At 71.1% G+C, this 23,490-nt stretch carries 25 protein-coding genes and 1 tRNA gene; 15 read left to right on the plus strand and 11 right to left on the minus strand.

Features of this window, described 5'->3' with window-relative positions; genetic code table 11:
* Positions 1-28: 28 nt before the first annotated feature.
* Positions 29-223 carry a hypothetical protein gene (locus QCZ28_RS04200; protein WP_279515316.1) on the plus strand — a complete coding sequence of 65 codons (195 nt, stop codon included), beginning with the start codon at positions 29-31 and terminating at the stop codon, positions 221-223.
* On the opposite strand, the gene QCZ28_RS04205 is transcribed toward QCZ28_RS04200, so the two are convergent.
* Positions 208-1,386, minus strand: coding sequence for a glycosyltransferase family 4 protein (locus tag QCZ28_RS04205; protein WP_279515564.1), 1,179 nt, complete (start codon positions 1,384-1,386; stop codon positions 208-210). The genes QCZ28_RS04200 and QCZ28_RS04205 overlap by 16 nt on opposite strands.
* A gap of 125 nt (positions 1,387-1,511) precedes the next feature.
* Positions 1,512-2,777 carry an acyltransferase gene (locus QCZ28_RS04210; protein ID WP_279515317.1) on the minus strand — a complete coding sequence of 422 codons (1,266 nt, stop codon included), beginning with the start codon at positions 2,775-2,777 and terminating at the stop codon, positions 1,512-1,514.
* A gap of 111 nt (positions 2,778-2,888) precedes the next feature.
* Between QCZ28_RS04210 and QCZ28_RS04215 the strand changes: the two genes are divergently transcribed.
* From QCZ28_RS04215 to QCZ28_RS04225, 3 genes are all read left to right on the plus strand, one after another.
* Positions 2,889-4,082 carry a DUF3068 domain-containing protein gene (locus QCZ28_RS04215; RefSeq protein WP_279515318.1) on the plus strand — a complete coding sequence of 398 codons (1,194 nt, stop codon included), beginning with the start codon at positions 2,889-2,891 and terminating at the stop codon, positions 4,080-4,082.
* Positions 4,083-4,475: 393 nt separating this feature from the next.
* Positions 4,476-5,099 carry a DUF6230 family protein gene (locus QCZ28_RS04220; protein WP_279515319.1) on the plus strand — a complete coding sequence of 208 codons (624 nt, stop codon included), beginning with the start codon at positions 4,476-4,478 and terminating at the stop codon, positions 5,097-5,099.
* A gap of 76 nt (positions 5,100-5,175) precedes the next feature.
* A complete protein-coding gene (locus QCZ28_RS04225; RefSeq protein ID WP_279515320.1) occupies positions 5,176-6,687 on the plus strand; it encodes a DUF6114 domain-containing protein in 1,512 nt (503 codons plus the stop codon).
* Positions 6,688-6,777: 90 nt separating this feature from the next.
* Here QCZ28_RS04225 and QCZ28_RS04230 read toward each other — a convergent pair whose 3' ends face one another.
* On the minus strand, positions 6,778-8,448 hold the full coding sequence (locus QCZ28_RS04230; protein ID WP_279515321.1) for a DUF885 domain-containing protein: 1,671 nt from the start codon (positions 8,446-8,448) through the stop codon (positions 6,778-6,780).
* Positions 8,449-8,578: 130 nt separating this feature from the next.
* Here QCZ28_RS04230 and QCZ28_RS04235 point away from each other — a divergent pair, with 130 nt between their 5' ends.
* Complete coding sequence (locus tag QCZ28_RS04235) at positions 8,579-9,559, plus strand: DMT family transporter (RefSeq protein ID WP_209444463.1); 981 nt, start codon at positions 8,579-8,581, stop codon at positions 9,557-9,559.
* A gap of 83 nt (positions 9,560-9,642) precedes the next feature.
* Here QCZ28_RS04235 and QCZ28_RS04240 read toward each other — a convergent pair whose 3' ends face one another.
* The gene (locus QCZ28_RS04240) at positions 9,643-10,716 is read right to left on the minus strand and encodes a PHP domain-containing protein (RefSeq protein ID WP_030328170.1); all 1,074 of its coding nucleotides are present in this window, start codon (positions 10,714-10,716) and stop codon (positions 9,643-9,645) included.
* A gap of 1 nt (position 10,717) precedes the next feature.
* Entirely contained in the window at positions 10,718-11,476 is a 759-nt protein-coding gene (locus tag QCZ28_RS04245; protein WP_279515322.1) for a M23 family metallopeptidase, read from the minus strand.
* Between the two features lie 115 nt (positions 11,477-11,591).
* Here QCZ28_RS04245 and QCZ28_RS04250 point away from each other — a divergent pair, with 115 nt between their 5' ends.
* The 4 genes from QCZ28_RS04250 to QCZ28_RS04265 all read left to right on the plus strand — a co-directional run bounded on the left by QCZ28_RS04250 (position 11,592) and on the right by QCZ28_RS04265 (position 13,446).
* Complete coding sequence (locus tag QCZ28_RS04250; RefSeq protein ID WP_279515565.1) at positions 11,592-11,930, plus strand: hypothetical protein; 339 nt, start codon at positions 11,592-11,594, stop codon at positions 11,928-11,930.
* Positions 11,931-12,041: 111 nt separating this feature from the next.
* On the plus strand, positions 12,042-12,209 hold the full coding sequence (locus tag QCZ28_RS04255; RefSeq protein WP_167337265.1) for a hypothetical protein: 168 nt from the start codon (positions 12,042-12,044) through the stop codon (positions 12,207-12,209).
* 117 nt (positions 12,210-12,326) lie between these two features.
* Complete coding sequence (locus QCZ28_RS04260) at positions 12,327-12,854, plus strand: tRNA adenosine deaminase-associated protein (protein WP_030328163.1); 528 nt, start codon at positions 12,327-12,329, stop codon at positions 12,852-12,854.
* A gap of 145 nt (positions 12,855-12,999) precedes the next feature.
* On the plus strand, positions 13,000-13,446 hold the full coding sequence (locus tag QCZ28_RS04265; RefSeq protein ID WP_279515566.1) for a nucleoside deaminase: 447 nt from the start codon (positions 13,000-13,002) through the stop codon (positions 13,444-13,446).
* 14 nt (positions 13,447-13,460) lie between these two features.
* Here the strand turns inward: QCZ28_RS04265 and QCZ28_RS04270 are convergent, their stop codons facing one another.
* On the minus strand, positions 13,461-14,615 hold the full coding sequence (locus QCZ28_RS04270) for a HAMP domain-containing sensor histidine kinase (protein WP_279515323.1): 1,155 nt from the start codon (positions 14,613-14,615) through the stop codon (positions 13,461-13,463).
* On the minus strand, positions 14,612-15,268 hold the full coding sequence (locus tag QCZ28_RS04275) for a response regulator transcription factor (protein ID WP_279515324.1): 657 nt from the start codon (positions 15,266-15,268) through the stop codon (positions 14,612-14,614). Before QCZ28_RS04275 ends, QCZ28_RS04270 begins: the two co-directional genes overlap by 4 nt.
* Positions 15,269-15,397: 129 nt before the next feature.
* On the opposite strand from QCZ28_RS04275, the gene QCZ28_RS04280 reads away from it, so the two are divergent.
* From QCZ28_RS04280 to QCZ28_RS04295, 4 genes are read left to right on the plus strand one after another with little or no spacing between them, the layout of a single operon-like run.
* Positions 15,398-15,925 carry a hypothetical protein gene (locus tag QCZ28_RS04280; protein WP_279515325.1) on the plus strand — a complete coding sequence of 176 codons (528 nt, stop codon included), beginning with the start codon at positions 15,398-15,400 and terminating at the stop codon, positions 15,923-15,925.
* The gene (locus tag QCZ28_RS04285) at positions 15,922-17,010 is read left to right on the plus strand and encodes a peptidoglycan-binding domain-containing protein (protein ID WP_279515326.1); all 1,089 of its coding nucleotides are present in this window, start codon (positions 15,922-15,924) and stop codon (positions 17,008-17,010) included. The genes QCZ28_RS04280 and QCZ28_RS04285 overlap by 4 nt, the downstream gene beginning before the upstream one ends.
* A gap of 8 nt (positions 17,011-17,018) precedes the next feature.
* Positions 17,019-17,702, plus strand: a complete 684-nt coding sequence (locus QCZ28_RS04290) for an ABC transporter ATP-binding protein (protein ID WP_279515567.1) — start codon at positions 17,019-17,021, stop codon at positions 17,700-17,702.
* On the plus strand, positions 17,702-18,901 hold the full coding sequence (locus tag QCZ28_RS04295) for an ABC transporter permease (protein WP_279515327.1): 1,200 nt from the start codon (positions 17,702-17,704) through the stop codon (positions 18,899-18,901). The genes QCZ28_RS04290 and QCZ28_RS04295 overlap by 1 nt, the downstream gene beginning before the upstream one ends.
* 146 nt (positions 18,902-19,047) lie before the next feature.
* Here QCZ28_RS04295 and deoD read toward each other — a convergent pair whose 3' ends face one another.
* Positions 19,048-19,755, minus strand: a complete 708-nt coding sequence (gene deoD, locus QCZ28_RS04300) for a purine-nucleoside phosphorylase (RefSeq protein WP_030328147.1) — start codon at positions 19,753-19,755, stop codon at positions 19,048-19,050.
* A 75-nt stretch (positions 19,756-19,830) separates the two neighbouring features.
* Between deoD and QCZ28_RS04305 the strand changes: the two genes are divergently transcribed.
* A tRNA-Ser gene (locus QCZ28_RS04305) sits at positions 19,831-19,917 on the plus strand.
* A 55-nt stretch (positions 19,918-19,972) separates the two neighbouring features.
* Here the strand turns inward: QCZ28_RS04305 and QCZ28_RS04310 are convergent.
* From QCZ28_RS04310 to QCZ28_RS04320, 3 genes are read right to left on the minus strand one after another with little or no spacing between them, the layout of a single operon-like run.
* Positions 19,973-20,338 carry an SDR family oxidoreductase gene (locus tag QCZ28_RS04310; protein ID WP_347815086.1) on the minus strand — a complete coding sequence of 122 codons (366 nt, stop codon included), beginning with the start codon at positions 20,336-20,338 and terminating at the stop codon, positions 19,973-19,975.
* Complete coding sequence (locus QCZ28_RS04315; protein ID WP_279515328.1) at positions 20,335-20,982, minus strand: response regulator transcription factor; 648 nt, start codon at positions 20,980-20,982, stop codon at positions 20,335-20,337. The genes QCZ28_RS04310 and QCZ28_RS04315 overlap by 4 nt, the downstream gene beginning before the upstream one ends.
* Positions 20,970-22,187: a sensor histidine kinase gene (locus QCZ28_RS04320; protein ID WP_279515329.1), complete on the minus strand. Its 1,218-nt coding sequence runs from the start codon at positions 22,185-22,187 to the stop codon at positions 20,970-20,972. Before QCZ28_RS04320 ends, QCZ28_RS04315 begins: the two co-directional genes overlap by 13 nt.
* 109 nt (positions 22,188-22,296) lie before the next feature.
* On the opposite strand from QCZ28_RS04320, the gene QCZ28_RS04325 reads away from it, so the two are divergent.
* The gene (locus tag QCZ28_RS04325) at positions 22,297-23,457 is read left to right on the plus strand and encodes a serine hydrolase (RefSeq protein WP_279515330.1); all 1,161 of its coding nucleotides are present in this window, start codon (positions 22,297-22,299) and stop codon (positions 23,455-23,457) included.
* Positions 23,458-23,490: the final 33 nt, after the last annotated feature.

Here is a 23,490-nt window from a genome sequence, read left to right on the forward strand (position 1 = left end):
TCGCACGTCTCGCCATTGGAGGATTGGCATGCGTAGAGCTCTGACCCTGGCCGTGTCTGGCCTGGTGGCGGCGTTGCTGGGGATCCTGGCTCTCGGCGGGATCTCGGCCGCCGCGACCGCCACCGACGAGGAGGCCGTGAACCAGGCCAAGCAGGTCTCGGAGGCGGCCAAGCGGGCCGGAAAGAAGGACCCGTACGCCCCTGCGGTTTACGGCGACAGGTAGGACGGCTCGCCCCGCTGCGCGACCGGGCGGGGCGACTCCGCAGCCTTCAGGATCGCCTCGAAGCGTCCGCCGGCAGCCTGCCAGGTGAAGCTCGCCGCGTGCTCCCGGGCCTGGGCGCCCATCTCCCGCCGCAGCTCATCCCGGTGCAGAAGCGTGCGCACCTTCAGCAGGTAGTCGTCGATGTCGTCGGCCAGCAGCCCGGTGCGCCCGTCGACGACCGCTTCGGCGACGCCGCCCGCTTCCCGGAACGCGACAGTCGGGGTGCCGGCCGAACCCGCCTCCACGATCGTGAGCCCCCAGCCTTCCTTGAGGGACGGGGTGAGGGCCACCCAGGCCGAGGCGAGCAGGGCGGCCTTCTCCTCCTCGGTCACGAAGCCCCGGAACTCCACCCGCTCGGTGATGTCCAGCTCCGCGGCGAGTTCCCGCAGGTGTGACTCCCACCAGCCCTGGCCGGCGACGACCAGACGCAGTTGGGGCAGCTCGTCGGCGAGGGCCGCGACGGCTCGCAGCGCCACCTCGACCCGCTTGTGGGGCACCAGCCGGTTCAGTGTCACGAGCAGCGGGAACGTCGCCCGCTCGACGTCGGTGTGGGGCAGCGTCGGGGTGCCGTTGTGCACCACGGAGACCTGCTCCGGTGGCACGCCGAGCTCTGCCAACTCGCGGCGGGTCGCCTCGGAGACGGTGACGTAGCGGCACCGCCGGTAGAGGCGGACGGCGAGCGAGGACTCGATCCACCAACCGAACCGGGCCGCCCACTGTGGAAGCACCACGGGCCACTGCTCGCGATGCACGTGGTGGATCAGCTTGACCACCGGGCGTCGGGCCCACAGTGGAGCGAGGAACGGCAGCCCGTTGCAGACGTCGACCAGCACATCGGGTCGGCCGCCGCGGCGGGCCGCCAGCGGTCCGATGCCCAGTGCGCCCACGACGTACCAGAGAGCCGCCCAGAGGTAGACGGTGTGCCGGCCGCCGCGCCGCACCAGCCGTACGCCCGCCTCGTTGATCTCGTCGGCGGGAGCCTGGCTGTGGGCGGCGCAGAAGAGAGTGGCGCGGAATCCGCGCGCCACCAGCTCGGCGGCGATCCGTTCGACGTACACCTCGGAGCCGCCACCCTCGGGGTTGCGGGTGTCTCGCCAGTTGAGGAACAACACGTGTTCGGGCATGCCGAAGCGACGCTCCACGCGAACCCTACTCTCAAGTAATTTAGCGACCCGCGTCACATTAGGGGCTGGTGTGCCGGCCGGCAATGCCCCGATGGGCCAGCGCTGCGCTACCCGCCAGCGCTGCGCTACCCGCCGACGGTGGGCGTCGGCGTGCCGGCCGCGACGGTCGGCGGTGTGGTGGCCGGTGCGGCCACTGTGGGAGCGGGGGCCGCGGACGCCTGAGAACGCCCGGTGGGTCGACGTCGGGGCTGTGATCCGAGCAGTTGCAGGGGTCGTTCGACGCCGTAGTAGCTGACCGCGGCGTACATCAGACCGAAGGCCATGGTGAGGGCGAAGGTGTTGAGCAGCCCGCCGGAGAAGAGCGGTCGGTCGTCGATCAGGTAGATGAGTTCGATGACCATGGGGTGCCACAGGAACAGTCCGTACGAGACCGCGCCGAGCCACCGGGCGGACGAGCTGCGGAAGATCTCCTTGGCCCGGCTCGGCCCGCCGAAGGCCACCGGGATCAGAATCAGCGCCGCGATCATGAGGTACAGGGCCAGCTTGACGCCGAACTCGGCGGCCGTCGGCTCGGCGAGGTCGCGGGGGCCGGCGACGGGCGTCGTCGCGATCGCCATCAGGCCGACGGCGGCAGCCCAGCAGGTGACCGGCGCCGAGGCCAGGTCGTCGAGGACGCGGAAGGCCGCGGGTGCCGTTCCGGTGCGCAGGGCTACGTGCGCCGCCGCCAGTGCCATGCCCGTGCCGAACCAGGCGGCGTACGAGGGCAGCCACATGGTGTGCAGGGCGGTGTCGAGCCAGCCGAACCCCATCAGGGTGAGCCATCCCGCGGTCAGCAGCGCGCTCCCGCTGACGATCACGACGGTCCGGACGGGACGCCAGGAGCGGCCCACGGCGAGGGCGGCCACCAGCGGCAGGATCAGGTAGAACACCACCTCGGTGGCGAGGCTCCAGGTCTGACTGAGGCCGGCGCGCAGCTGCCCCGGCTGGTAGATCTGGGTGAAGGTGAGGTGGCGGATCCAGTCGGCGACGGACGCCTGCCCGTTCTGCGGCAGGACGATCAGGCAGACCGTCACCGCCAACCAGTAGGCGGGCAGGATGCGCAGGGCGCGCCGCCACAGGTAGCGCTTGCCGCGCGGCCGGGCCCGGCCCGTCGCGGCACTGAGGGCCCACGGCCGGAACAGCAGAAACCCGGACAAGACGAAGAAGATGGCGACGCCGACGTCCAGCCGAGCCAGCCAGCCGCCCCAGGTGGTGTTCATCGTGACGGCGGTCTGGAATCCGACGTGGTGACCGACGACCGCCACCGCGCCGATTGCTCGCAGCGCGTCGAGGGCGGGAAGGCGGTCGGTTACCGAAGGCTCCGAAACTGTTGGCGCGGCGGCTGTGGACATCTGGACATCCAGGGGGTCGCTTTGAAGGTGACCGGGGAGTAACCTCCCGCCATGTTAAGGATCGGGTGCCCCGGACAACAGGTCGTAGGGCGGCAGGTTACAGGAGGATGAGTGAAGCTTCGCGTGGGCGCCGCGCTCTTCGGGCTTGGCGTCTTATTGCTGGTCTTCGCGGCCGGGCTGCCGTTTTACGTGGCCCCCGCCGTGACCAAGCTGCCATATGATCTTGAGCCAACGACGTCCGTCGCCGAGGCGAAGAACGCCAAGTTCCTGAAGATCACCCGGGTCGGAGATTCGGCGACCATCGAGGTCCTGCAGGGTGACCTCACGTCCAATGTCGAGGTCATTCCACAGCCCGACGACACCAGGGACCGGCTTCCCGAGGACCTGAAGGGCGACACGGTGATCTGGGACGTCTACCAGACGGTCCGGCGTACCGACAGCCCCGAGGTGGTGGTCAGCCAGTACAGCACCGAGCTCGCTCTCGACCGGATCTCCGGTGCCGCCGCGCCGTGGAAGGAGCAGTGGCTCAACGAGACCGGGGCGGACGCGACTCCGGTCGGCAACGTCAAGTACTCCGGTCAGATCTACAAGTTCCCGTTCGGCACGGACAAGCGCGACTACCAGATCTTCGACCGTGATCTGAAGCGGGCGACTCCGGCGAAGTTCGTCGGCACCGAGAAGATCAAGGGCATCGAGACGTACCGTTTCGAGCAGCGGATCGACAACGAGGCGCTGGCCACGCCGGAGAGCAGCCTCCAGACGTTGCTCGGTAAGTTCGCGCCGGGTGCCACCAGTGGTCAGATCGTCTACAGCAACATCCGGACGGTCTGGGTCGATCCGGTGACCGGCTCGTACGTGAACGTGCGGGAGCAGCAGCGCAAGGAGTTGCAGCCCAACACCGGCACCCCCACGGTGCTGCTGGACGCGGACTTCAACTACAACGACGACACGGTCAGCCGCAGTGTCGAGACGGTCAAGGACAACCGCTTCAAGATCGGCCTGATCAGCTTCTGGGGTCCGATCGTCGCTGGCGTCCTCGGTCTGCTCGCTGTCGTCTTCGGTGTGTGGCTGGTGACCCGACCCGAGGGTGGGACGGCCCGGCACCGCGCCGATCCGGCGGTCGACGACCCGACCCGGGTGGACCAGGAGCCGGTGCGCGACACGGACACCGTCGAGCAGCCCCGGCCGGAGCCGGTCGGCGGGCCACTGACCGACGAGATTCCGCCGGCTTCGACGAACTGGAAGTCGGAGGACCCGACGGTGCCGAGTCAGCGTCAGGTTCCGGGCGAGGTGGAGCAGCGCTGAGGCGCGTACGACCGGACGTGTGACTGAGGGGTGGACCGCAAAGCGGTCCACCCCTCAGTCATGTGGCAACCCGTGCCACCTGGGTACTTTACATTTGTTACTCGATTGTAATCAGTCAATGCCTCGTCACCGTGCGCCGATTGCCCTGTCGCCTCCTGCCGGCATTGAGGCCATTTAGGAGGGTTGCGATGGTCGGAACGGTGACGGTCCGTGATGCTGCGTCCTCGTGGGGTGGCCCGACTGTTACCGCCCGGTAATCGGGGGGTTGTGACCTGTGCGGCAACGGGTGCACCATCAAGCCCGATCGTTACCAGCCGGTAACAGGCCGCCGGCTCCCGGTGCGGGCCCGGCCGGAACCCGGCCACTCGTGCGCATCGTCCCGAGGAGGAGCCCGTGCAGGATCGGTTACACAGTCAGGGTCGTACCCGGTGGTGGCGTTTCGCCGCCATGATGGTGCCCGCCACCGTCGCCACGGGCGCCATCCTGTTCGGAATGTCGACCGGCGCGATCGCGTCCGACATCACGGTCTCCGGCCAGACCTTCAAGATTGGCGCCGATCGCCTTGAAGGCGACGGCTTCAAGCAGTACGGCGGCATCGTCCGCGAGAAGGGTAAGGACGGAAAGCCCGGCCAGGCCCATCCGATCGCGCTCTCCGAGATCAGCAGCGCCGAGCTGTACAGCCTCTGCCAGTCCGTCCGCGCCGACCTGCCGGGCCTGCCGGTGGTGCTCACCATCAACGCCGGTGAGGGCAAGGAACCGGCCCGTGCCAAGGACCTGCTGATCGCGATGGACTCGTTGGACGGCAACGCGACGTTCACCAACATCAAGATCGGTCGGGACGCCACCGACCTGAACCCGACCGCGCAGGCGGGCTCGTTCGGCCAGAACTCCGACCACGTCACCATCACCAACCTGCGACAGGTGTCCCGCTACACCACCGCGGCCACGTTCAACCTGATCGGCCTCCGACTCAAGGTCAACGTGGGTGATGACGCGAAGGGCAAGGAGTGTTTCTGAGGTGAGCCACGGTCCGCGGTGGTCGACACCGCGGGCCAGGCCCAGGTCCCTGTTCCCGCTCGGCCAGGAGGAGTACGTGACAACCGCGAACCCGTCCCACGCCCGGCCCGGTGGTCCGGCTCAGGCGTGGCGGCACTTCCGCCGCTGGCAGCGCAGCCGGCCGTTCTGGGGCGGACTGCTCATCATCCTGGCCGGGCTGGAGATGTTCGCCTCCACCCGGATGACCGTCAACGGCCTCAGTTTCCGCAGTGGCGCGACCGGCCTGCTCTCGCTGCTGATCCCGATCATCCTGGTGACCTGTGGCGTGCTGCTCTGGTTCAGCCCGGCGCAACGGCTGTTCTACTCGGTCGTCGCGGCGGTCACCGCGGTGTACTCGCTGATCGGGCTCAACCTCGGTGGCTTCTTCGTCGGCCTGCTGCTCGGCGTCATCGGTAGCGCCCTCGCCTTCGCCTGGACGCCGGTCCACCCCGCGCCGGCCACCCCGACAGCGGCCGAGATCGAACAGGACGACGATGTTCCGGGTGGCGGCGGGCTGGCCGGCGTCGGCCTGGCTGACGGTGGTCAGGACGGAGCCGACCGGGACGGCGGTGGGCAGACCGGTACCGACCAGGCTGAGCCTGGCCGCTGCGGTGTCGATCAGGCCGCTGGCGACGGGCGCGAGTCGGTCCGGGCGTCCGGCGAGGGTGCGCCGCCCGAGTGGCCGGGACGTTCCGCTGATCCGCGAGCCCTCGCCATCGCGCTCGTGGTCGTCGGCCTGGCAGCCGTCGGGCTGGCGGGCCAACCCCGAGCGGTGCAGGCCGCGCCGAACCGGCCGGCCTCCGGTGGCTGCCCCACCCCGCCCCGGGCCGTCACCCCGTCACCCACCCGTGGCGCGGCCACCCCGACGCCCACCCCGAGCCCGACGCGGGACGGCAACGTGATCACCGACATCCTGGACGGAATCGGCGATCTGCTCGGCATCGGCGGACAGAACGACCCCGCCCCCTCGGCAAGCCCCACCACCACGCCGTCACCCCGGCCGACGGGTACGGCGACGCCCCGCCCCAACCCCACCGACTGCCCGTCGCAGTCCCCCGGCAGGCCGGCCCCGGGCGAGCCGACGCCCGGCCGGCCGGCAACGGTGCAACCGGGCAAGCCACTGCCGCGCATCGCCGCCGACCCGGGTCTGCCGACGGTGGCCCAGACGGCGTCGAAGCTCACCGGGTCGTCGGTGCGGATGACCGGGTTGCGGTTCGAGGGGATCACGGACCTGCGCACCGCGCGGGGCAACCTCACGGTGCTGAAGTTCAGCATGCGGGAGGCGGTGACCACCGACTTCCTGCTGAGCGCCGACGGTCCCGCGGGGCGCAACCAGCGGTACGCGACGAACCAACTGACCGTCCGGGGTGACGTGGCCTTCTACGCGACCCGGTTCGTCGGCCGGCTGCTCGGCATCAAGATCACGCTGACTCCGGACCTGCCGTTACCGGACGGCCTTCCGATCACCTCGCCCATCCCGATCACGTTCACCGACCCGGTCATCGACCTGGCGTACGTCACCAGTGACACGCTGACCGCCCGCCCGGCGTTGGCGCTCAGCCTCAGCTGATCGCCCGACCGCGCGGGCGACCTCGGCTCGGGCGTGGCCGCGCGCGGCGACGGACCCGTCGTACCGTCGGCGCGCGCGGCCGTGGCCTGGTCAGAGCCGGGCCAGCGCCCGACGCAGCGGGTCGAGACCCAGCGCACCCAGGTCCAACGCCTGCCGGTGGAACTCCCGCAGGTCGAAGTCGGCGCCCTTGCGGGCCTTGGCGTCCTCGCGGGCCTGCAACCAGATCCGCTCACCCACCTTGTACGACGGCGCCTGCCCCGGCCAACCGAGGTAGCGGTTCAGCTCGAAGCGCAGGTTCTCGTCCGGGACCCGGCAGTGCGCCCGCATGAACTCCCAGCCCAGTTCGGGCGTCCACCGCTCACCCGGGTGGAAGCCGAAGGGGTTGTCCTTCGGGATCTCCAGCTCCAGGTGCATGCCGATGTCCACGATCACCCGTGCCGCGCGCATCGCCTGGCCGTCGAGCATGCCGAGCTTGTCACCCGGGTCGTCCAGGTAACCCAGCTCGTCCATCAGCCGCTCCGAGTAGAGCGCCCAGCCCTCGCCGTGCCCGGAGACCCAGCAGAGCAGCCGCTGCCAGCGGTTGAGCAGGTCGGCCCGGACGGCGGTCTGCGCCACCTGGAGATGGTGACCGGGCACGCCCTCGTGGTAGACCGTGGTCACCTCCCGCCAGGTGGAGAAGTCGGTGATGCCCTGCGGCACCGCCCACCACATCCGACCCGGGCGGGAGAAGTCCTCACTGGGGCCGGTGTAGTAGATGGCGCCGTCGCTGGTCGGGGCGAGGCAGCACTCGATGTGGCGGACCTGCTCCGGGATGTCGAAGTGGGTGCCGTGCAGTTCGGTGATCGCCTTGTCGGCCAGCGCCTGCATCCAGTCCCGGAACGCCTCCTTGCCCTGGATGGTCCGGGCCGGGTCGGCGTCCAACCGGGCCACGGCCTCGTCGACGGTGGCACCCGAGCCGGCGATGCGCCCCGCCACGACGCGCATCTCCTCCTCCAGCCGGGCCAGCTCCGCGAAACCCCAGGCGTACGTCTCGTCCAGGTCGATCTTGGCGCCGAGGAAGTACTGAGAGGCGAGCTCGTAGCGCTCCCGGCCGGCGGCCTGCTTGTCCCGCCCGTGCGGGGCCAGCTCGGTACGCAGGAACTGGCCGAACTCGGCGGTCGCCGCCGTCGCCGCCGCCGCGCCCCGACGCAGCTCCGAGCCGAGCGTGCCCTCCGCTCCCAGCCGCTCGACCAGCCCGTGGAAGAAGTTGTCACCGGTCGGGTCGACCCAGATGTCGCACTGCTTGGCCACCTCGACCAGCTGCACCTTCGAGCTGACCGCACCGGCGGCGAGCGCCTCGCGCAGGGTGGTCTTGTAGCCCTCCAGGGCGGCGCCGAAACCGTTGAGCCGGGCGGCGATGTTGGCCTGGTCGTCGCTGGTCGCGGTGGGCATCAGGTCGAACACCATGCGGATCTCGTGCAGTCCGCTGGTGATCACACTGACCTCGCTGGTCACCTCGCCGGCGTCGTACCGGGCGAGGTCCAGGCCGAGTCGTTCCTGCATGGCCTCCTTGGCGGTCCGTTCCGATTCGGTCTCCGGCTCGGTCACCTCCAGCTCGGCGAGCGTCCGGCGGGTGAGGTCCGCGCGGGCCCGGTAGCCGTCGGGCGACAGGTCGTCGAGCTGATCGTCATGGCCGGCGATGCCGACGAAGGTCGCGCCGGTGGGGCTCAACGGCGCCCACTCGGCCACGTAGCGGTTGGCGAGTTCATCAATTCGTCCCACGCTGCGACACTACGTGACCGCCCCACCGCTTTGTCGCCGACGTTTGTTGTGTTCGAGCTGCGGGTTCGGGCACGGCGTGACGTCCGAAAGGCGCGCGACTTTGTCGTACGGTTACGGCAGAGTGTCAGGGGTGACCACCGATACCACTCCTGACAAAGCGCCGGTCCGCGCCTGGCTGCCCGGCTTCGTCGCCCTCGCCGCGATCTGGGGCTCCAGTTTCCTGTTCATCAAGGTCGGGGTGGCCGAGCTGCACCCTGTTCAACTCACCCTCTACCGGGTCCTCGCCGGCGCGCTGACGCTGCTGGTGGTCCTCGCCGTGCTGCGCGACCGACTGCCCCGCGAGCCCCGGGTCTGGGCGCACCTGACCGTCGTCGCCGCCTTCGGCGTGTCAGTGCCGTTCACCCTCTTCGGTTACGGGGAGCAGCGGGTCGAGTCGATGCTGGCCGGCATCTGGAACGCCACCACCCCGTTGATCGTGCTGCCGCTGGCGGTGCTGGTCTTCCGCACCGAGCGGCTCACGGTGCGCCGGGCGGTCGGGCTCGGGCTCGGTTTTGTCGGGGTGCTGGTGGTGCTCGGGGTCTGGGAGGGCATCGGCGGGGCCCACTTCGTCGGGCAGCTCATGTGCTTCGGCGCGGCGGCCTGCTACGGCGTGGCCATCCCGTACCAGAAGCGGTTCGTCGCCGGCAGCACGCACTCGGGTCTGTCGCTCTCCACCGCGCAACTGCTGCTCGCCGCCGCGCAGTTGGCGATCGTCACCCCCTTCGTCGCCGGCCTCCCGCCGCTGCCCACCGAGCTTTCGGCGGGGGTGGTGGCCAGCGTGCTGACCCTCGGCGCGCTCGGCACCGGCCTCGCGTTCGTGATCAACATGCGCAACATCCGGGTGGCCGGCGCGAGCACCGCGTCCACCGTCACGTACCTGATCCCGATCTTCGCGGTGTTGATCGGTGCCGTGGCGCTCGACGAACGACTCAACTGGCACCAACCGGTCGGCGCGCTGATCGTGCTGCTCGGGGTCGCGGTCTCGCAGGGGATGTTCAGCCGCCGCCGGACCAGCCCGGTGGTCGGCGTCGGCGCACCCGCCACCCCGGCCGCCGAGCCCGCCCGCCGCTGAGCGACCACCTGATCGACAGGGCTTTCCAGAAATCGGGGTGTCCGGCGGACCCGGACACCCCGATTTCCTGAAACGCGAGTCGGTCAGCGCCGGTCGTGCGTCCAGGCCACCAACTGCTCCGCCGACCACGTGTTGACCACCCGGTCGGCGGGGACACCGCACAGTGCCGCGCGTTCGCAGCCGAACCGCTGCCAGTCGAGCTGGCCGGGCGCGTGCGCATCAGTGTTGATGGCGAACCGGCAGCCGGCCTCCAACGCGCGGCGGATCAGACGCTTCGGCGGGTCCTGCCGCTCCGGCCGAGAGTTGATCTCGACGGCGGTGTCGTGCTCGGCGCAGGCGGCGAAGACGGCGTCCGCGTCGAAGTCGCTCTCCGCCCGGGTACGCGCCCGGTGCCCCCGATCGCCCGGACCGGTCACCCCGGCGGGCCGGGACGACACCATCCGGCCGGTGACGTGGCCGAGGATGTCCAGGTGCGGGTTGGCGACCGCCTTCACCATGCGCCGGGTCATCTTCGACCGCTCGTCCTTCAGCCCGCTGTGCACCGACCCGACCACCACATCGAGCCGCGCCAGCAGATCGTCGTCCTGGTCCAGGGAGCCGTCGGCGAGGATGTCCACCTCGATCCCGGTGAGGATCCGGAAACCCTCGGGCAGCGCCGCGTTGACCTGCGCCACATGGTCGAGCTGCTGGCGCAGCCGGGCCGCGGTCAGCCCCCGGGCCACCGTCAGCCGGGGCGAGTGGTCGGTCAGCACCAGATACTCGTGGCCCAACTCCACCGCGGCCAACGCCATCTCCTCGATGGGCGAACCGCCGTCGGACCAGTCCGAATGGGTGTGGCAGTCGCCGCGCAGGGCGGCGCGCAGCGCCGTGGCCTCGGCGTCCAGGTCGCTGCCCTCGGTCGCCACCAGCCGGCGCAGGTAGACCGGCTCCTCACCGGCGAGGGACTCCGCCACACAGCGGGCCGTCACGTCACCGACCCCGGCCAGCTCGGTGAGCGTGCCGTTGCCGGCCCGTTCGGTCAGCTCGGCCGCGGGCAGGCCGGCCAACGCCTTCGCCGCCGACCGGAACGCGCGTACCCGGTAGGTGGCCTCGTTGGCCCGTTCCAGCAGGAACGCGATCCGGCGCAGGTCGGCGATGGGATCTCTCGCGCGAGCCATGTCAGGGCGCCTTCGGGCAGCCGTGCCGGCGTTGCCACGCGGTGACCTCGGCGGCCGGCTCCCGGTTGCCGCCGCGCCGCCAGGAGTCCAGGTAACGCGCCGGCCAGATCACCCCACGCCGGATCCACCAGCCGTCCTTACCGGTGCACCCCGGCGAGATGCCGAAGTGCACGTGACAGACGTTGTTCGCGTTGCCCGTGCGGCCCACCTTGCCGAGCTGCTGACCGGCGCGGACCCGCACCCCGGCGTCGACACCGCTGGTCACGACACTCAGGTGCGAGCCGTAGTACCGCACCCCGTCGTCGCCGAGCAGGGAGACCGACAGGCCGCCGTTGTCCGGGCCCTGTGGCCCACGTTTGCGGTACCGGTCGACGCGGCTCACCTCCAGCACCGTCCCGTCGGTCACCGCCACGAACGGCTCGCCGCAGTCGGCGAAGAGGTCCGTCGCCGGGTACGCCCCGTGCGTCGGGTGGTAGTCGACCTTGTCGGCGCGTACCGGAAAGACATGCTTCAGCCCGACGCGGGGTGCCGTCGCCGAGGGCGTGGCCGACGACGGCGCCGGCGGGCTCGGGTCGGTCGCCGCCGGCGACGGCTGCGACGCCGGCTGGTCGGCTGTCGCCCAGACCGCCGGTGGCGTCGGCGCGGCGCCGTCGGGCACCCCCGGCCGGGTGGTCGCGCAACCGGCGGCCAGCACCGGGGCGAGCAGCAGCAGAATGGGGTACGCCGGACGAGCGCGGCGGCTGATCGTCGGCGAGGCCATCCGGTCATCCTGGCAGAGCCGGTACCGTGGGCACGAGCGGCACGCGTGAGGGAGGGCAGCGACGGTGACCTTTGCCCGACCCGAACCTGGCCCGGATTTCGGTGCCGCCCGCCCGATGCCGCGTGCCCCGTCGGGTCTCTTCCCCTCCGGGCCCCCGACCCGACCCACCTACCGCGAGCCGAACCCGGTCACCGGCGGTGGCGTCGCCGCCGGTGGTGGCGCGGCAGCCGGTTGGCTGCTGCTGTTCGGCCTGCTCGGCACCGACGTGGCCAGCTACGCGTGGTGGACGGTGATCGCCGGCCTGCTGGCCTGGGTCACCGCCCTGGTGCTGGTCCGCTACGGCGACCGGGGGGTGGCCACCGGGGTCGCCATCGTCACGGCCGGTGGCTGGAGCATCGCCGCCGCCGTGGTGGCGGTCCGCTGGGCCACCAGTGGTGACTGGCCGCTGTGGTGACCGGCACGGACCGGCCCCGCAACGCCACCCGGTGACTGCACCGTGTGCCCGGTTGGCTGCGTAGCGAACGCCGTCTTGACGTGGCCGCCCAGACTCGGCACGCTCGGCACTATGGTCTGGACCACTCCGCGACAGGATCCCGATCGCAGCCGCCGCCGCCTGCAGTTGCTGGCCGAGCTGGCGGGTGCCCGGGCGGTCCGCCAGCGCAGCCGACCACAGCGGCAGCGCACCGAGCGTCTGCGGCAACTCATCGCCACCCGCCGTCGAGTCGTCGGCTGATTCGACTTTGTCAGGAATGACCCGCCCTTCGGGGCGTTGACGGGTCGCCCGCCGACCCGACCGGCTAACGTGCACGCGTAACGAGTCGACGCTGTGTCGAGGGCTATTGGGGGGACCGTGTCGTACTTCGCTGCGGCCGTGGTGCGCGACGACAGTGGCTGGACCGCTGCCGAGGTCAGCCTGCGTGGCGCCACCGACATCGACGAGGTCGCCGACCGGCTGCGTGACGTCGACCAGGAGGCCGACGTGTCGCTGCTCTTCGTCGAGGCCGACGACGCGTACCTGGTGATCCTGCGCCTGGACGAGGGCGAGGACCTGCGGGTGTTCGGTTCGGACTCTGCGTACGCCGAGGAGTCGCAGCTGGGGGCGCTGCTGGTCGGTGACCTGAAGACCTCGGTCACCGGGCTCGACGGTGACGACGAGCCCCGCCCGGCGAGCACCGGCGACGACGAGAGCGAACAGCCCGTCGTCGACCCGGAGGCCGACCCGGTCGGTGACGCCGACCTGCTGGCCAACCTCGGCATCTCCGCGCAGAAGCTGCTGACCCTCTGCACCCACGAGGGGATGATGCCGGCGGACGTCACCGCCGAGATCTGCCAGGTGCTCGGCTGCGCCGACGAGGTCGAGGAGCTGCGTGAGGTCTGAGCCGGCCGACGCCACCGATCCGTCGCTGGAGTCGATCCGGCCGGGCCAGCCGACCCCCGGTGCGGTGGGCCGCGCCGGGCCCGGCGCCCACGAGGGCCTTGCCGACACTGGTGAGATCGGCCGGCGGCAGCGGCACGAGCTGTGGATGCGCCGCGCCCTGGAGGTCGCCGTCGCCGGTCCGCCGGTCGACGACGCAGTCAGCACCGACGTCGACGACGTGCCGGTGGGGGCGGTGCTCTACGGCCCGGACGGCACCGAGCTGGCCACCGGACGCAACGAACGGGAGTTGACCGGGGACCCCACCGCGCACGCCGAGGTGCTGGCCCTGCGCCGAGGCGCCGAACGCACCGGCCGGTGGCGGCTCGACGGCTGCACCCTGGTGGTCACCCTCGAACCGTGCACCATGTGCGCCGGGGCGCTGGTGCTCGCCCGGGTCTCCACCGTCGTCTTCGGCGCCTGGGAACCCAAGACCGGCGCGGCCGGATCGCTCTGGGACGTGCTGCGCGACCGCCGGCTCAACCACCGCCCCGAGGTCTACGGCGGGGTGCTGGAGGCCGAAACCGCCACCGTCCTGCGCGCGTTCTTCCGCTGAGGTCGGGTCGCCGGTCAGGCCGGCGGCAGGGTGACGGTGACGACCAGCCCGCCGCCCGGACGGGGCTGCGCCTCGGCGGTGCCACCGTGGGCGCGGGCCACCGCGCGGACGATGGACAACCCCAGCCCGAAGCCCCGCGCGCCGACGACCCGCTCCCGCGACAGCCGCCGGAACGGCTGGAACATCGTCTCCACGTCGTAGCCGGGAACGACCGGGCCGGAGTTGGTCACCGTGAGGGTGGGTCGACCCCCGACCAGCCCGGTACGCACCTCCACCCAGCCGTCGGCGGGCAGGTTGTGCCGCAACGCGTTCTCCACCAGGTTGAACGTGAGCCGCTCCAACAGCACCGGGTCGCCGCTCGTCGGCGCCGGGGCCAGCGCCCGCCGTACCCGCACGCCGGGTGCCTGCCCGCCGGCCTGATCGGTGGTGTGCGCGCAGACCTCGGCCAGGTCGACCGGCGTACGCTCGGTCAGCTCGTTCTCCGAGTCGGCCAGGGTCAGCAGACCGTCGATCAGCCGCTCGTGGCGTTCGTTGACCGCCAGCAGCGACTCGCCGAGCCGCCGGGTCTCCGCCGACGCGTCCGGTCGGGTGACCGCCAACTCGACGAGCGCGCGGTTGAGCGCCAGCGGGGTACGCAGCTCGTGCGAGGCGTTCGCCACGAACCGGCGCTGCCCGTCGAAGGAACGGTCCAACCGTTCCAGCATCTCGTCGAACGTGTCGGCGAGCTCCCGTACCTCGTCGCGGGGCCCGGTGAGCGCGATCCGCTCGTGCAGACCACGGCCGGCGGTGTCCGCGCCGGCGATCCGCCGGGCCGTGCCGGTGATCTGGTGCATTGGCTGCAACGCCCGGCCGGCGAGTAACCAGCCGAACGCGATAGCCACCGTCGACACCACGATCAACGCGATGCCGCCCTGGGTGAGCAGTGACTCCAAGGCGTTGCGCTTCGCCTCGTCCTGCACCTCCTGCACCAGGGCGCGCAGATTGTCGATGTTCTGCCCGCTGTGCTGCTGGGGGGTGTTCTTCGGCAGGTCACGCAGGCTCACCCCGAACGGCTGCGGCATCCGCTGATCCACCAGCACGTATGTGACGGCGAGCAGGACCACTCCGGCCAACAGGAAGAGCCCCCCGTAGATGAGGGTGAGCCGGGCGCGGATCGTCAGCCGTTTCATCGGATCTGGTACCCCGACCCGGGGACCGTCTCGATCACCGGCGGGTCGCCGAGTTTGCGGCGAAGCTTCATCATTGTCACCCGGACCACGTTGGTGAACGGGTCGATGTGCTCATCCCAGGCGCGCTCCAGCAGATCCTCTGCGGAAACCACGGCGCCGTCGGCGCGCAGCAGCTCGGCCAGCACCGCGAACTCCTTGCGGGACAGCGCCAGGTGCCGGTTGTCCCGGCGTACCTCGTGTCGGGCCGGGTCGAGCTGGATGCCGGCGCGCCGTAGCGTCGGCGGGGCCGCCGGACGGGACCGGCGGGTCAGCGCGTGCACCCGAGCCGACAGCTCGACCAGGGCGAACGGTTTGGTCAGGTAGTCGTCGGCGCCGAGCGCCAAACCGGCCACCCGCTCCCGGACCGCAGCCGACGCGGTCAACATCAGCACCCGGGTCTCCCCGCCCGAGTCCACGATCGCCCGGCACACGTCGTCGCCGTGCACCACCGGCAGGTCACGGTCCAGGATCACAACGGCGTACTCGTTGACGCCGAGCCGTTCCAACGCGGCGTCTCCGTCGTACGCCACGTCGACAGCGAAGGACTCCCGACGCAGCCACTCGGCGATGGCGTCCGCCAGCACGTTCTCGTCCTCGACCACCAGCACTCTCACTCCTCCATGGTGCTCGGGGTGCGGTAACGGTGGCATAACCGCCGACGGTAACGCCGGGGATACGCCCGCTGCCGTGCAATGGGTGCGGCGTTCGGCGAACCGCGCCGGACCTGAGCGGAAGCGGACATCATGCGACGACAGATGCTCGCGATCCCGGTGCTGCTCGCCCTGGTGTTGGCCGGGTGCGGCGCGGGAGGCGACGACGGCGGCGGGGTCGCGACCGCCGGCGGGACGAAGGCCGTGGCCACGGCGAGCGGCGCGCCGGTCAGTGACTCGGACCAGCAGCTCGCCTTCGCCAAGTGCATGCGGGAGAACGGGGTGGATCTGCCCGACCCGGAGGCGGGCGGCGGCCGTCCCAACTTCCGGTTCGGCGCGGACGTGGATCAGCAGAAGGCCCGGGAGGCCATGGAGAAGTGCCAGGACAAGCTGCCCAACGGCGGGCAGCGACCGCCGCTCAACCCCGAGCAGGCCGAGCAGATGCGCACCTTGGCCAAGTGCATGCGGGAGAACGGGGTGCCGGACTTCCCGGACCCGGACGCCGACGGACGGGTCCAGATGGGGACCGGAGGCAACGCGATGAGGATGGGCGATCCGGCCATGAGGGCTGCACTGGAGAAGTGCCGGCAGTACGCGCCGCAGTTCGGGGGTGGCCGGTGACCGGGACCATCCGACGCTCACGGCTGCGCGCCGCCGTCACCGGCGGCGTCGTTCTGCTGGTCGCCGCCGTGGGCGTGGTCGCCGCGGTGGGCTTCGGCGGCACCGATGGTGGCCGCGCCCAGGCCGGCGACGCGCCACCCGCCACCGTCACTGTCACCCGGCAGACCCTCGCCGACTCGGAGACCGCCGACGGTGAGCTGGGGTACGGCACGACACGTACCGCCACGGCGAAGCTCAACGGCACCGTCACCGCGATGGCCGCGACCGGGGCGACGGTACGGCGGGGCAAGCCGCTCTACCTGATCGACAACGAGGAGGTGGTGCTCCTCTACGGCGGGTTGCCCGCGTACCGGACCCTCGCCCCCGGGGTGAAGGGGGCCGACGTCACGCAGTTCGAGAAGAACCTCGACGCGCTGGGCTACACCGGCTTCACCGTCGACGACGAGTACACCAGCGCCACCGCCGACGCCGTCCGGGAGTGGCAGGAGGACCTGGGGCTGACCGAGACCGGCCGGGTCGAGCCGGGGCGGATCGTCTACGCCGACCGGGAGGTCCGGGTGGAGAGCCACCAGGCGGACCTCGGCGACCTCATCCAGCCAGGCCAGGCGGCGCTGACCTACACCGGCACCAACCGGGTTGTCACAGTCGAGCTGGACGTGGACGACCAGCGGTTGGCCAAGCGCGACGCGAAGGTCAGCGTGCGGCTGCCGGACGGCCGAGCGGTGCCGGGCACGATCAGTACTGTCGAGACGGTCATCCAGGCCGGCGCGGCCGGCGCCAACGGGCAGGCCGGCGACGCCGAGACGAAGATCGAGGTGACAGTCGCGGTGACCGACCCGAAGGCCCTCACCGGCTTCGACCAGGCCAGCGCGGACGTCACGTTCACCGTATCGGAGCGCCGCGATGTGCTCACCGTGCCGGTGGCGGCGTTGCTGGCGCTCGCCGAGGGCGGCTACGGCGTCCAGGTCGCCGAGGGCGGTGCGAGCCGGATCCTCGCGGTGACCACAGGGCTGTTCGCCGACGGCCGGGTCGAGGTCACCGGCGGGGACGTCACCGAAGGCATGACGGTGGTGGTGCCGAGGTGAGCAGCGAGGTGATCGTGCTCGACCGGGTCAGCAAGCGGTACGCCGGCGGCGTCGTCGCGGTGGATGACGTGTCGCTGCGGATCGGCCACGGCGAGTTGGTCGCGATCGTCGGGCCATCCGGGTCGGGTAAGTCGACGATGCTGCACCTGATCGGCACCCTGGACCGGCCGTCGTCGGGCAGCGTGCTCATCGACGGGTACGACGCGGCGAAGCTGACCGACCGGGAGCTGTCCGCGTTGCGGGCCACCCGGATCGGCTTCGTGTTCCAGCAGTTCCACCTCGCCCCGGGCGTTCCGGTGGTGGACAACGTCGCCGACGGGTTGCTCTACTCCGGCGTACCGCTGCGGCGGCGGCGCGACCGTGCGGAGGCCGCGCTGGTCCGGGTTGGCCTGGGCCACCGGTTGGGGCACCGGCCGCACGAACTCTCCGGCGGGGAACGGCAGCGGGTCGCCGTGGCCCGTGCGGTGGTCGGCGAGCCGGCGGTGCTGCTCGCCGACGAGCCGACCGGCAACCTGGACTCCCACTCCGGTGCCGGGGTGTTGGAGTTGCTGCACGATCTGCACCGGGCCGGCACCACCGTCGTGGTGATCACCCATGATCGGGAGATCGCGGAGAGCCTGCCCCGGCAGGTGCGGATGCACGACGGCTCGGTGCGGCACGACTCGGCCCGCACGTCGGGCGGGGTCCGCTGATGGCGACGCTGATCCCGGCCCGGCTGGGACCGGCGGACGTCCTGCGCGTCGGCGGGGTGGGGTTGCGGACCCGTCCGCTGCGGGCGTTCCTCTCCGCGTTGGGCATCGCGATCGGCATCGCCGCGATGATCGCGGTGGTCGGCATCTCCTCGTCGTCACGGGCCGAACTGGACCGGGCGCTCGACGCGCTCGGCACCAACCTGCTCACCGTCGAGCCGGGCAGCACCCTGTTCGGCGCGGACGCGCAACTGCCCGAGGAGTCGATCGCGATGATCGGGCGGATCGGCCCGGTGACCGACGTGTCAGCGACCGGGCAGGTCTCCGACGCCAAGGTCTATCGTTCGGACCGGATTCCGGCGGGAGAGACCGGTGGCATCGCCACCCGGGCGGCCCGGCTGGACCTGCTCGGCACCGTTGGGGCCGAGGTGGCCACCGGCACCTGGCTCAACGAGGCGACCGCCCGCTACCCGGCGGTCGTGCTCGGCGCCACCGCGGCGCAGCGGCTCGGGATCACCGCGGCCGACCCGCAGGTGCAGGTGTGGCTGGGTGGACGGCCGTTCACCGTGGTCGGAACCCTCGCCGCCGCACCTCTCGCCCCGGAGCTGGACACCTCGGCGTTGATCGGCTGGTCGGCGGCCACCGAATACCTGGGCTTCGACGGCCACCCCACCACCGTCTACACCCGGGCCGAGGAGTCGCAGGTCGAAGCGGTCCGGTCGGTGCTCGGCGCGACCGCCAACCCGGAGGCGCCGAACGAGGTGGAGGTGTCCCGGCCCTCGGACGCGTTGGCCGCCGCCGAGGCGACCGACGACGCGTTCACCGGCCTGTTGCTGGGTCTGGGCGCGGTCGCCCTGCTGGTCGGTGGGGTCGGTGTGGCGAACACCATGGTGATCTCGGTGCTGGAACGCCGAGCCGAGATCGGCCTACGCCGGTCACTCGGGGCCACCCGTGGTCAGGTCCGGACCCAGTTCCTCGCCGAGTCGCTGCTGCTCTCCGCGCTCGGCGGGATCGGTGGGGTGGTGCTGGGCATCCTGGTCACCTCGGGATACGCGCTGTCGCAGCACTGGCCGACAGTGGTGCCGGCCTGGGCGATGCTCGGCGGGGTGGGTGCCACGCTGATCATCGGCGGCTTCGCCGGCCTCTACCCGGCCGTGCGCGCCGCTCGCCTCTCACCGACCGAGGCGCTGGCCGCCGTTTGACCTGGGTCGACGCGGCGCGGGCCCGGATCGACGCGGCGTGGCGGCCTGGGCGCGGTGTGATGCGGAAGAGCGGTATGACTCTGCGGCATATCTATACCCCTGAGTCATACCGCTCTCGGCGGTGACACCGCCCCCACCTGATCAGGTCAGGCGATGATCGTGTCGAGGGCGATCTCGACCATCTGGCTGAAGGTCTGCTCCCGCTCCTCGGAGGTGGTCTTCTCGCCGGTCTTGATGTGGTCGCTGACGGTCAACACGGTCAGCGCGCGGGCCTTGAACCGGGCGGCGATCGTGTAGAGCGCCGCCGACTCCATCTCCACCGCCAGCACGCCGTAGTCGGCGAGGGTGTCGTAGAGGTCCGGCCGGTCGGTGTAGAAGGCGTCCGCCGCCAGGATCGGCCCGACGTGCATGCTGATGCCGCGCCGCTCCGCCACCTCGACCGACGTCCGCAGCAGCCCGAAGTCAGCCACCGGCGCGTAGTCGATCAGCCCGTCGAAGCGCATCCGGTTCATGTTCGAGTCGGTGGACGACCCGATCGCCGCCACCACGTCCCGCAGTTGCAGGTCGGTGCTGAGGGCACCGCAGGAGCCGACCCGGATCAGCGTCTTCACGCCGTACTCGTTGATCAGCTCGTGGGCGTAGATGGAGGCCGACGGCATGCCCATGCCGGAGCCCTGGACGGAAACCTCGACGCCGTTCCAGCGGCCGGTGAAGCCCAGCATGCCCCGGACCGTCGAGTAGCAGGTGGCGCCCTCGAGGTAGGTCTCCGCGATCCACTTGGCCCGCAGGGGGTCACCCGGCATCAGGACCCGCTCGGCGATCTCGCCCGGCTTCGCGCCGATGTGCGTACTCATGGCAAAGATCCTGCCAGGCCGGCCCGGGCGATACCGGTTCGGCGTCGGAACCAGCGGTCCTGTACCCTCGTCGGCGGTGGCGTGTCCGAGCGGCCTAAGGAGCACGCCTCGAAAGCGTGTGAGGGTTAACGCCCTCCGAGGGTTCAAATCCCTCCGCCACCGCTCTGTAGTGCAGAAACGCCCGGTTGATCCGCGAGGATCGGCCGGGCTTTCTCGTTCAGATTTGCTGCTCGCCGCCGTCGACGAACAGTTCGCCTCCGGTCATGAAGCTGCTCTGGTCGGAGGCGAGGAAGAGCGCGGCGTCGGCGACCTCGTCCGGGTGGGCCATGCGGCCCATGGGCACCCCCGAGGCGATGGCCTGTAGCAGCCCGGGGGCCTCCGCGGGGCTGGACGCCAGACCTGCGAGCCCAGGGGTTTCGGTCGAACCGGGAACCAGGGTGTTGACCCGGATGTTCCGGCCCACCAACTCGGCGGCCCAGGTATCGACGGATGTCGCAGCAGTGCACCCGTACGACTTCTGGAGGTTGTTCCGCCGCTGACGGCCTCGTTGAATGGGCCGGCCCGGGTGAACCGGCCCAATCAGCGGCCTGCTTCGTTCAGGAAGGCCAGCACGGCAGCGACCCGGCGGTGCACATCGGTGTCGGGCGGCAGATCAAGTTTGGTGAAGATGTTCCCGATGTGCTTGCTCACCGCGCGCTCGGTGATCACGAGCTGGGCCGAGATGCTCGTATTGGTGCTGCCTTCCGCCATCAGGGCGAGAACTTCGCGTTCCCGTGGGGTGAGGTCAGCGACCGGGCTGCGCCGGGCGGCGACGAGCTGGGCCACGACATGCGGATCCAGGACGGTGCCGCCGCCGGCGACCCGACGCAACGCGTCGAGGAACTCCTCCACCCGCGACACCCGATCCTTGAGGAGGTAACCGACGGCGCCCTGCCCGTCGGCGAGCAACTCGGTCGCGTACGCGCGCTCCACGTACTGCGACAGCAGCAGCACCGGCAGGCCCGGGTGGCACTGGCGGGCGGTAATCGCGGTCCGCAGCCCTTCGTCACGAAACGTCGGTGGCAGCCGAATATCCATGATGGCGACGTCGGGTCGTTGCCGGCCGATCGCCGCGAGGATGGCGTCTGGCGTGTCCACCGCCGCCGTCACCTCGAAACCGGCGGTGCCGAGGAGCAGGCTGAGCCCCTCCTGAAGCAGGACGTTGTCCTCGGCGATCAGGACGCGCACGGCAGTTCCACCCGCAGCACCGTCGGCCCGCCGGTCGGGCTGCTCAACTCGACCCTGCCGTCCAGCGCCGCGACCCGGCGTCGGATCCCGGTCAGGCCGGTGCCGGTCGACGAGTGCGCGCCGCCGATGCCGTCGTCGGTCACGTTGACCACCAACCGGCCGGCCCGGTGCTCCACCCGCAGGTCACCACCGGACGCACGACTGTGCCGGGCGATGTTCGTCAGCGCCTCGGCCACGACGAAATAGGCGGCGCTCTCCAAAGCGGCCGGCAGCCGTTGCAGCGGACTGACCCGGACCGTCAACGGCACCGGGCAGTCGGCGGCGAGCGCGTGCACCGCACCGGGGAGCCCTCGGTCGGCGAGAATCGGCGGGTAGATGCCCCGTACCACAGCGCGCAGCTCGGTCAGCGCCGCCTCGACGCTCGTCCGGGCCCGGTCGATCAGTTGATCAGCGAGCGCCGGGTCGGCGACCCGCTGACTCTGCGCGACACCGAGCTGGATGGAGATCGCCACCAGCCGGGCCTGGGTGCCGTCGTGCAGGTCGCGCTCGATCCGCCGCAGCTCAGCCGCATGAGTGTCGAGCGCCTCGGCCCGGGTGGCGGTGAGCTCCGAGACCCGGCGCTCCAACCGGCTCCACGACGACGGGGCGAGCGACGCGCGGGCGGCCAGCGCGTACGCCACCGTGAAGGCCGGGACAGCCCACCGGAGAAGCACCAGCGCGACGAGCGCGAGCAGGGTCGACAGCAGAGCCTCGGCCCAGCTCGTGACTGTCACGACGTAGCTGAGCGGTGCCTCAGCCGGCACGGCCCACCAGACCAGAGGCACGATCAGCCCACCCAGGGCGGTCAGCCAGAGCAGCAGAACCCCGGCGGCGAGCGGCAACCCGGTCATGGCGTGCACGGTCAGCCAGGCCGCACTTCGATACGTGGCCGGATCGCCCGCGGCGGCGCGCAGCGGGGCGGTCGGCGATCCGCCCGGTGTCCGGGTCTCGGCCGTGACCGGCATGGCCAGCAGTCGGTGGGCGCGGCACCGCTCCAGCTCCGCGAGCCACACGAGGGCGCGCACCGCTGGAGGCAACAGCGCGACGCCGACCAGCACGAGACTCAGACCGAGCGCTCCGGCCAGCGCGCCGACCGCGACCGCTGACACGACGGCTGTGGCCGCGCCGGTCACCAGGTATCTCGTCGCCAACCATGCCCGCCGCATCGTCCCATTCTCTGTTCACAGCGGAGGACAAGCAGTGTAGCCAGCTACACCATCGACAGGGGTCTCTGCTCTCTCGTGGGCCCGCCCGGAGGTCTCTAGCGTCGGTGAGATGAAGTCACCGACACGACGATGGCAACGCCCCGGCGTGCTCGCCCTGGTCGTCCTGCTCACCTTCGCGGGTGTCAGCGCGCCAGCTGCGGCCCGCGCACCTGATCCTGGTTGCTCCGGGTGGCCGGCGACGACGACAGCGCTGCACGATCTGACCAGCACCCAGCGGCTGCTCGGCGCGGCCATCGAGGTGGAGGGACCCCGCTGCGGTCGATGGTCCGACGCCAGCGGCCGGGCGGACCTGCGAACAGGCCGGCCGATGCGGGCCGACGAACGGATCAGGATCGGCAGCTCGACCAAGACATTCACCGCGACCGTGGTGCTACAGCTCGTGGCCGAGGGCCGTCTCGGGCTGGACAGCCCCATCGAGGCGTACCTGCCAGCTCTGGTCCGGGGCAACGGGCACGACGGCCGGCGGATCACGGTCCGCGATCTGCTCCGGCACACCAGCGGCCTGCCCGACCACGTCGACGCGCTCGACTGGGACCGGTTGGATCGATGGCGGTTTCGGCACCATGAGCCCGCAGAGCTGGTCGCGGTGGCGCTGGCTCAACCACCGCCTGGTGGGAGCTGGCACTACTCGACCACCAACTACGTCCTCGCCGGTCTGATTGTCGAGCGGGTCACCGGCCGTGGCATCGGCGTGGAGATCACCCGGCGGATCATCGAGCCGTTGGGCCTGCGGAACACCTACTGGCCTGGCAACTCGGTGCGGATCCGAGGGCCGCATCCGCGCGGCTACGCGTTGGTCGCCACCGAGCAGCGGCGGGATGTCACCGAGTTCGACATGTCCTACGGCGGGGCTGGCGGCGCGCTGGTCTCGACCCTCGCCGACCAGAACCGTTTCTTCGCCGCGTTGCTCGGGGGTCAACTGCTGGATCCGATCCGCCTAGCCGAGCTGACCCGGACCGTGCCGACCGACCCGGACCGGCTGTGGCCGGCGGCCCGATACGGGCTCGGGATCATCTCGACACCCCTGGCGGGCTGCGAGGAAGTTCTGTACTGGGGGCACGGCGGCACGACGCCGGGCTTCCGGACCCTGGGCGGGGTCACCGCGGACGGCAGACGCGCACAGCTCGTCGTCAACGACGAGCCGGCGTCGTACGAGAGTTGGCAGGCGTTGTCCGCCACCGTCCACACCGCCCTGTGTGAAACCCGGTGAGCAGCCACCGAGCTGCCTTCCTGACGACAAAGG

Source organism: Micromonospora sp. DH14, assembly GCF_029809455.1.
In the GTDB taxonomy this organism is placed as follows: Bacteria; Actinomycetota; Actinomycetes; order Mycobacteriales; family Micromonosporaceae; genus Micromonospora; species Micromonospora parva.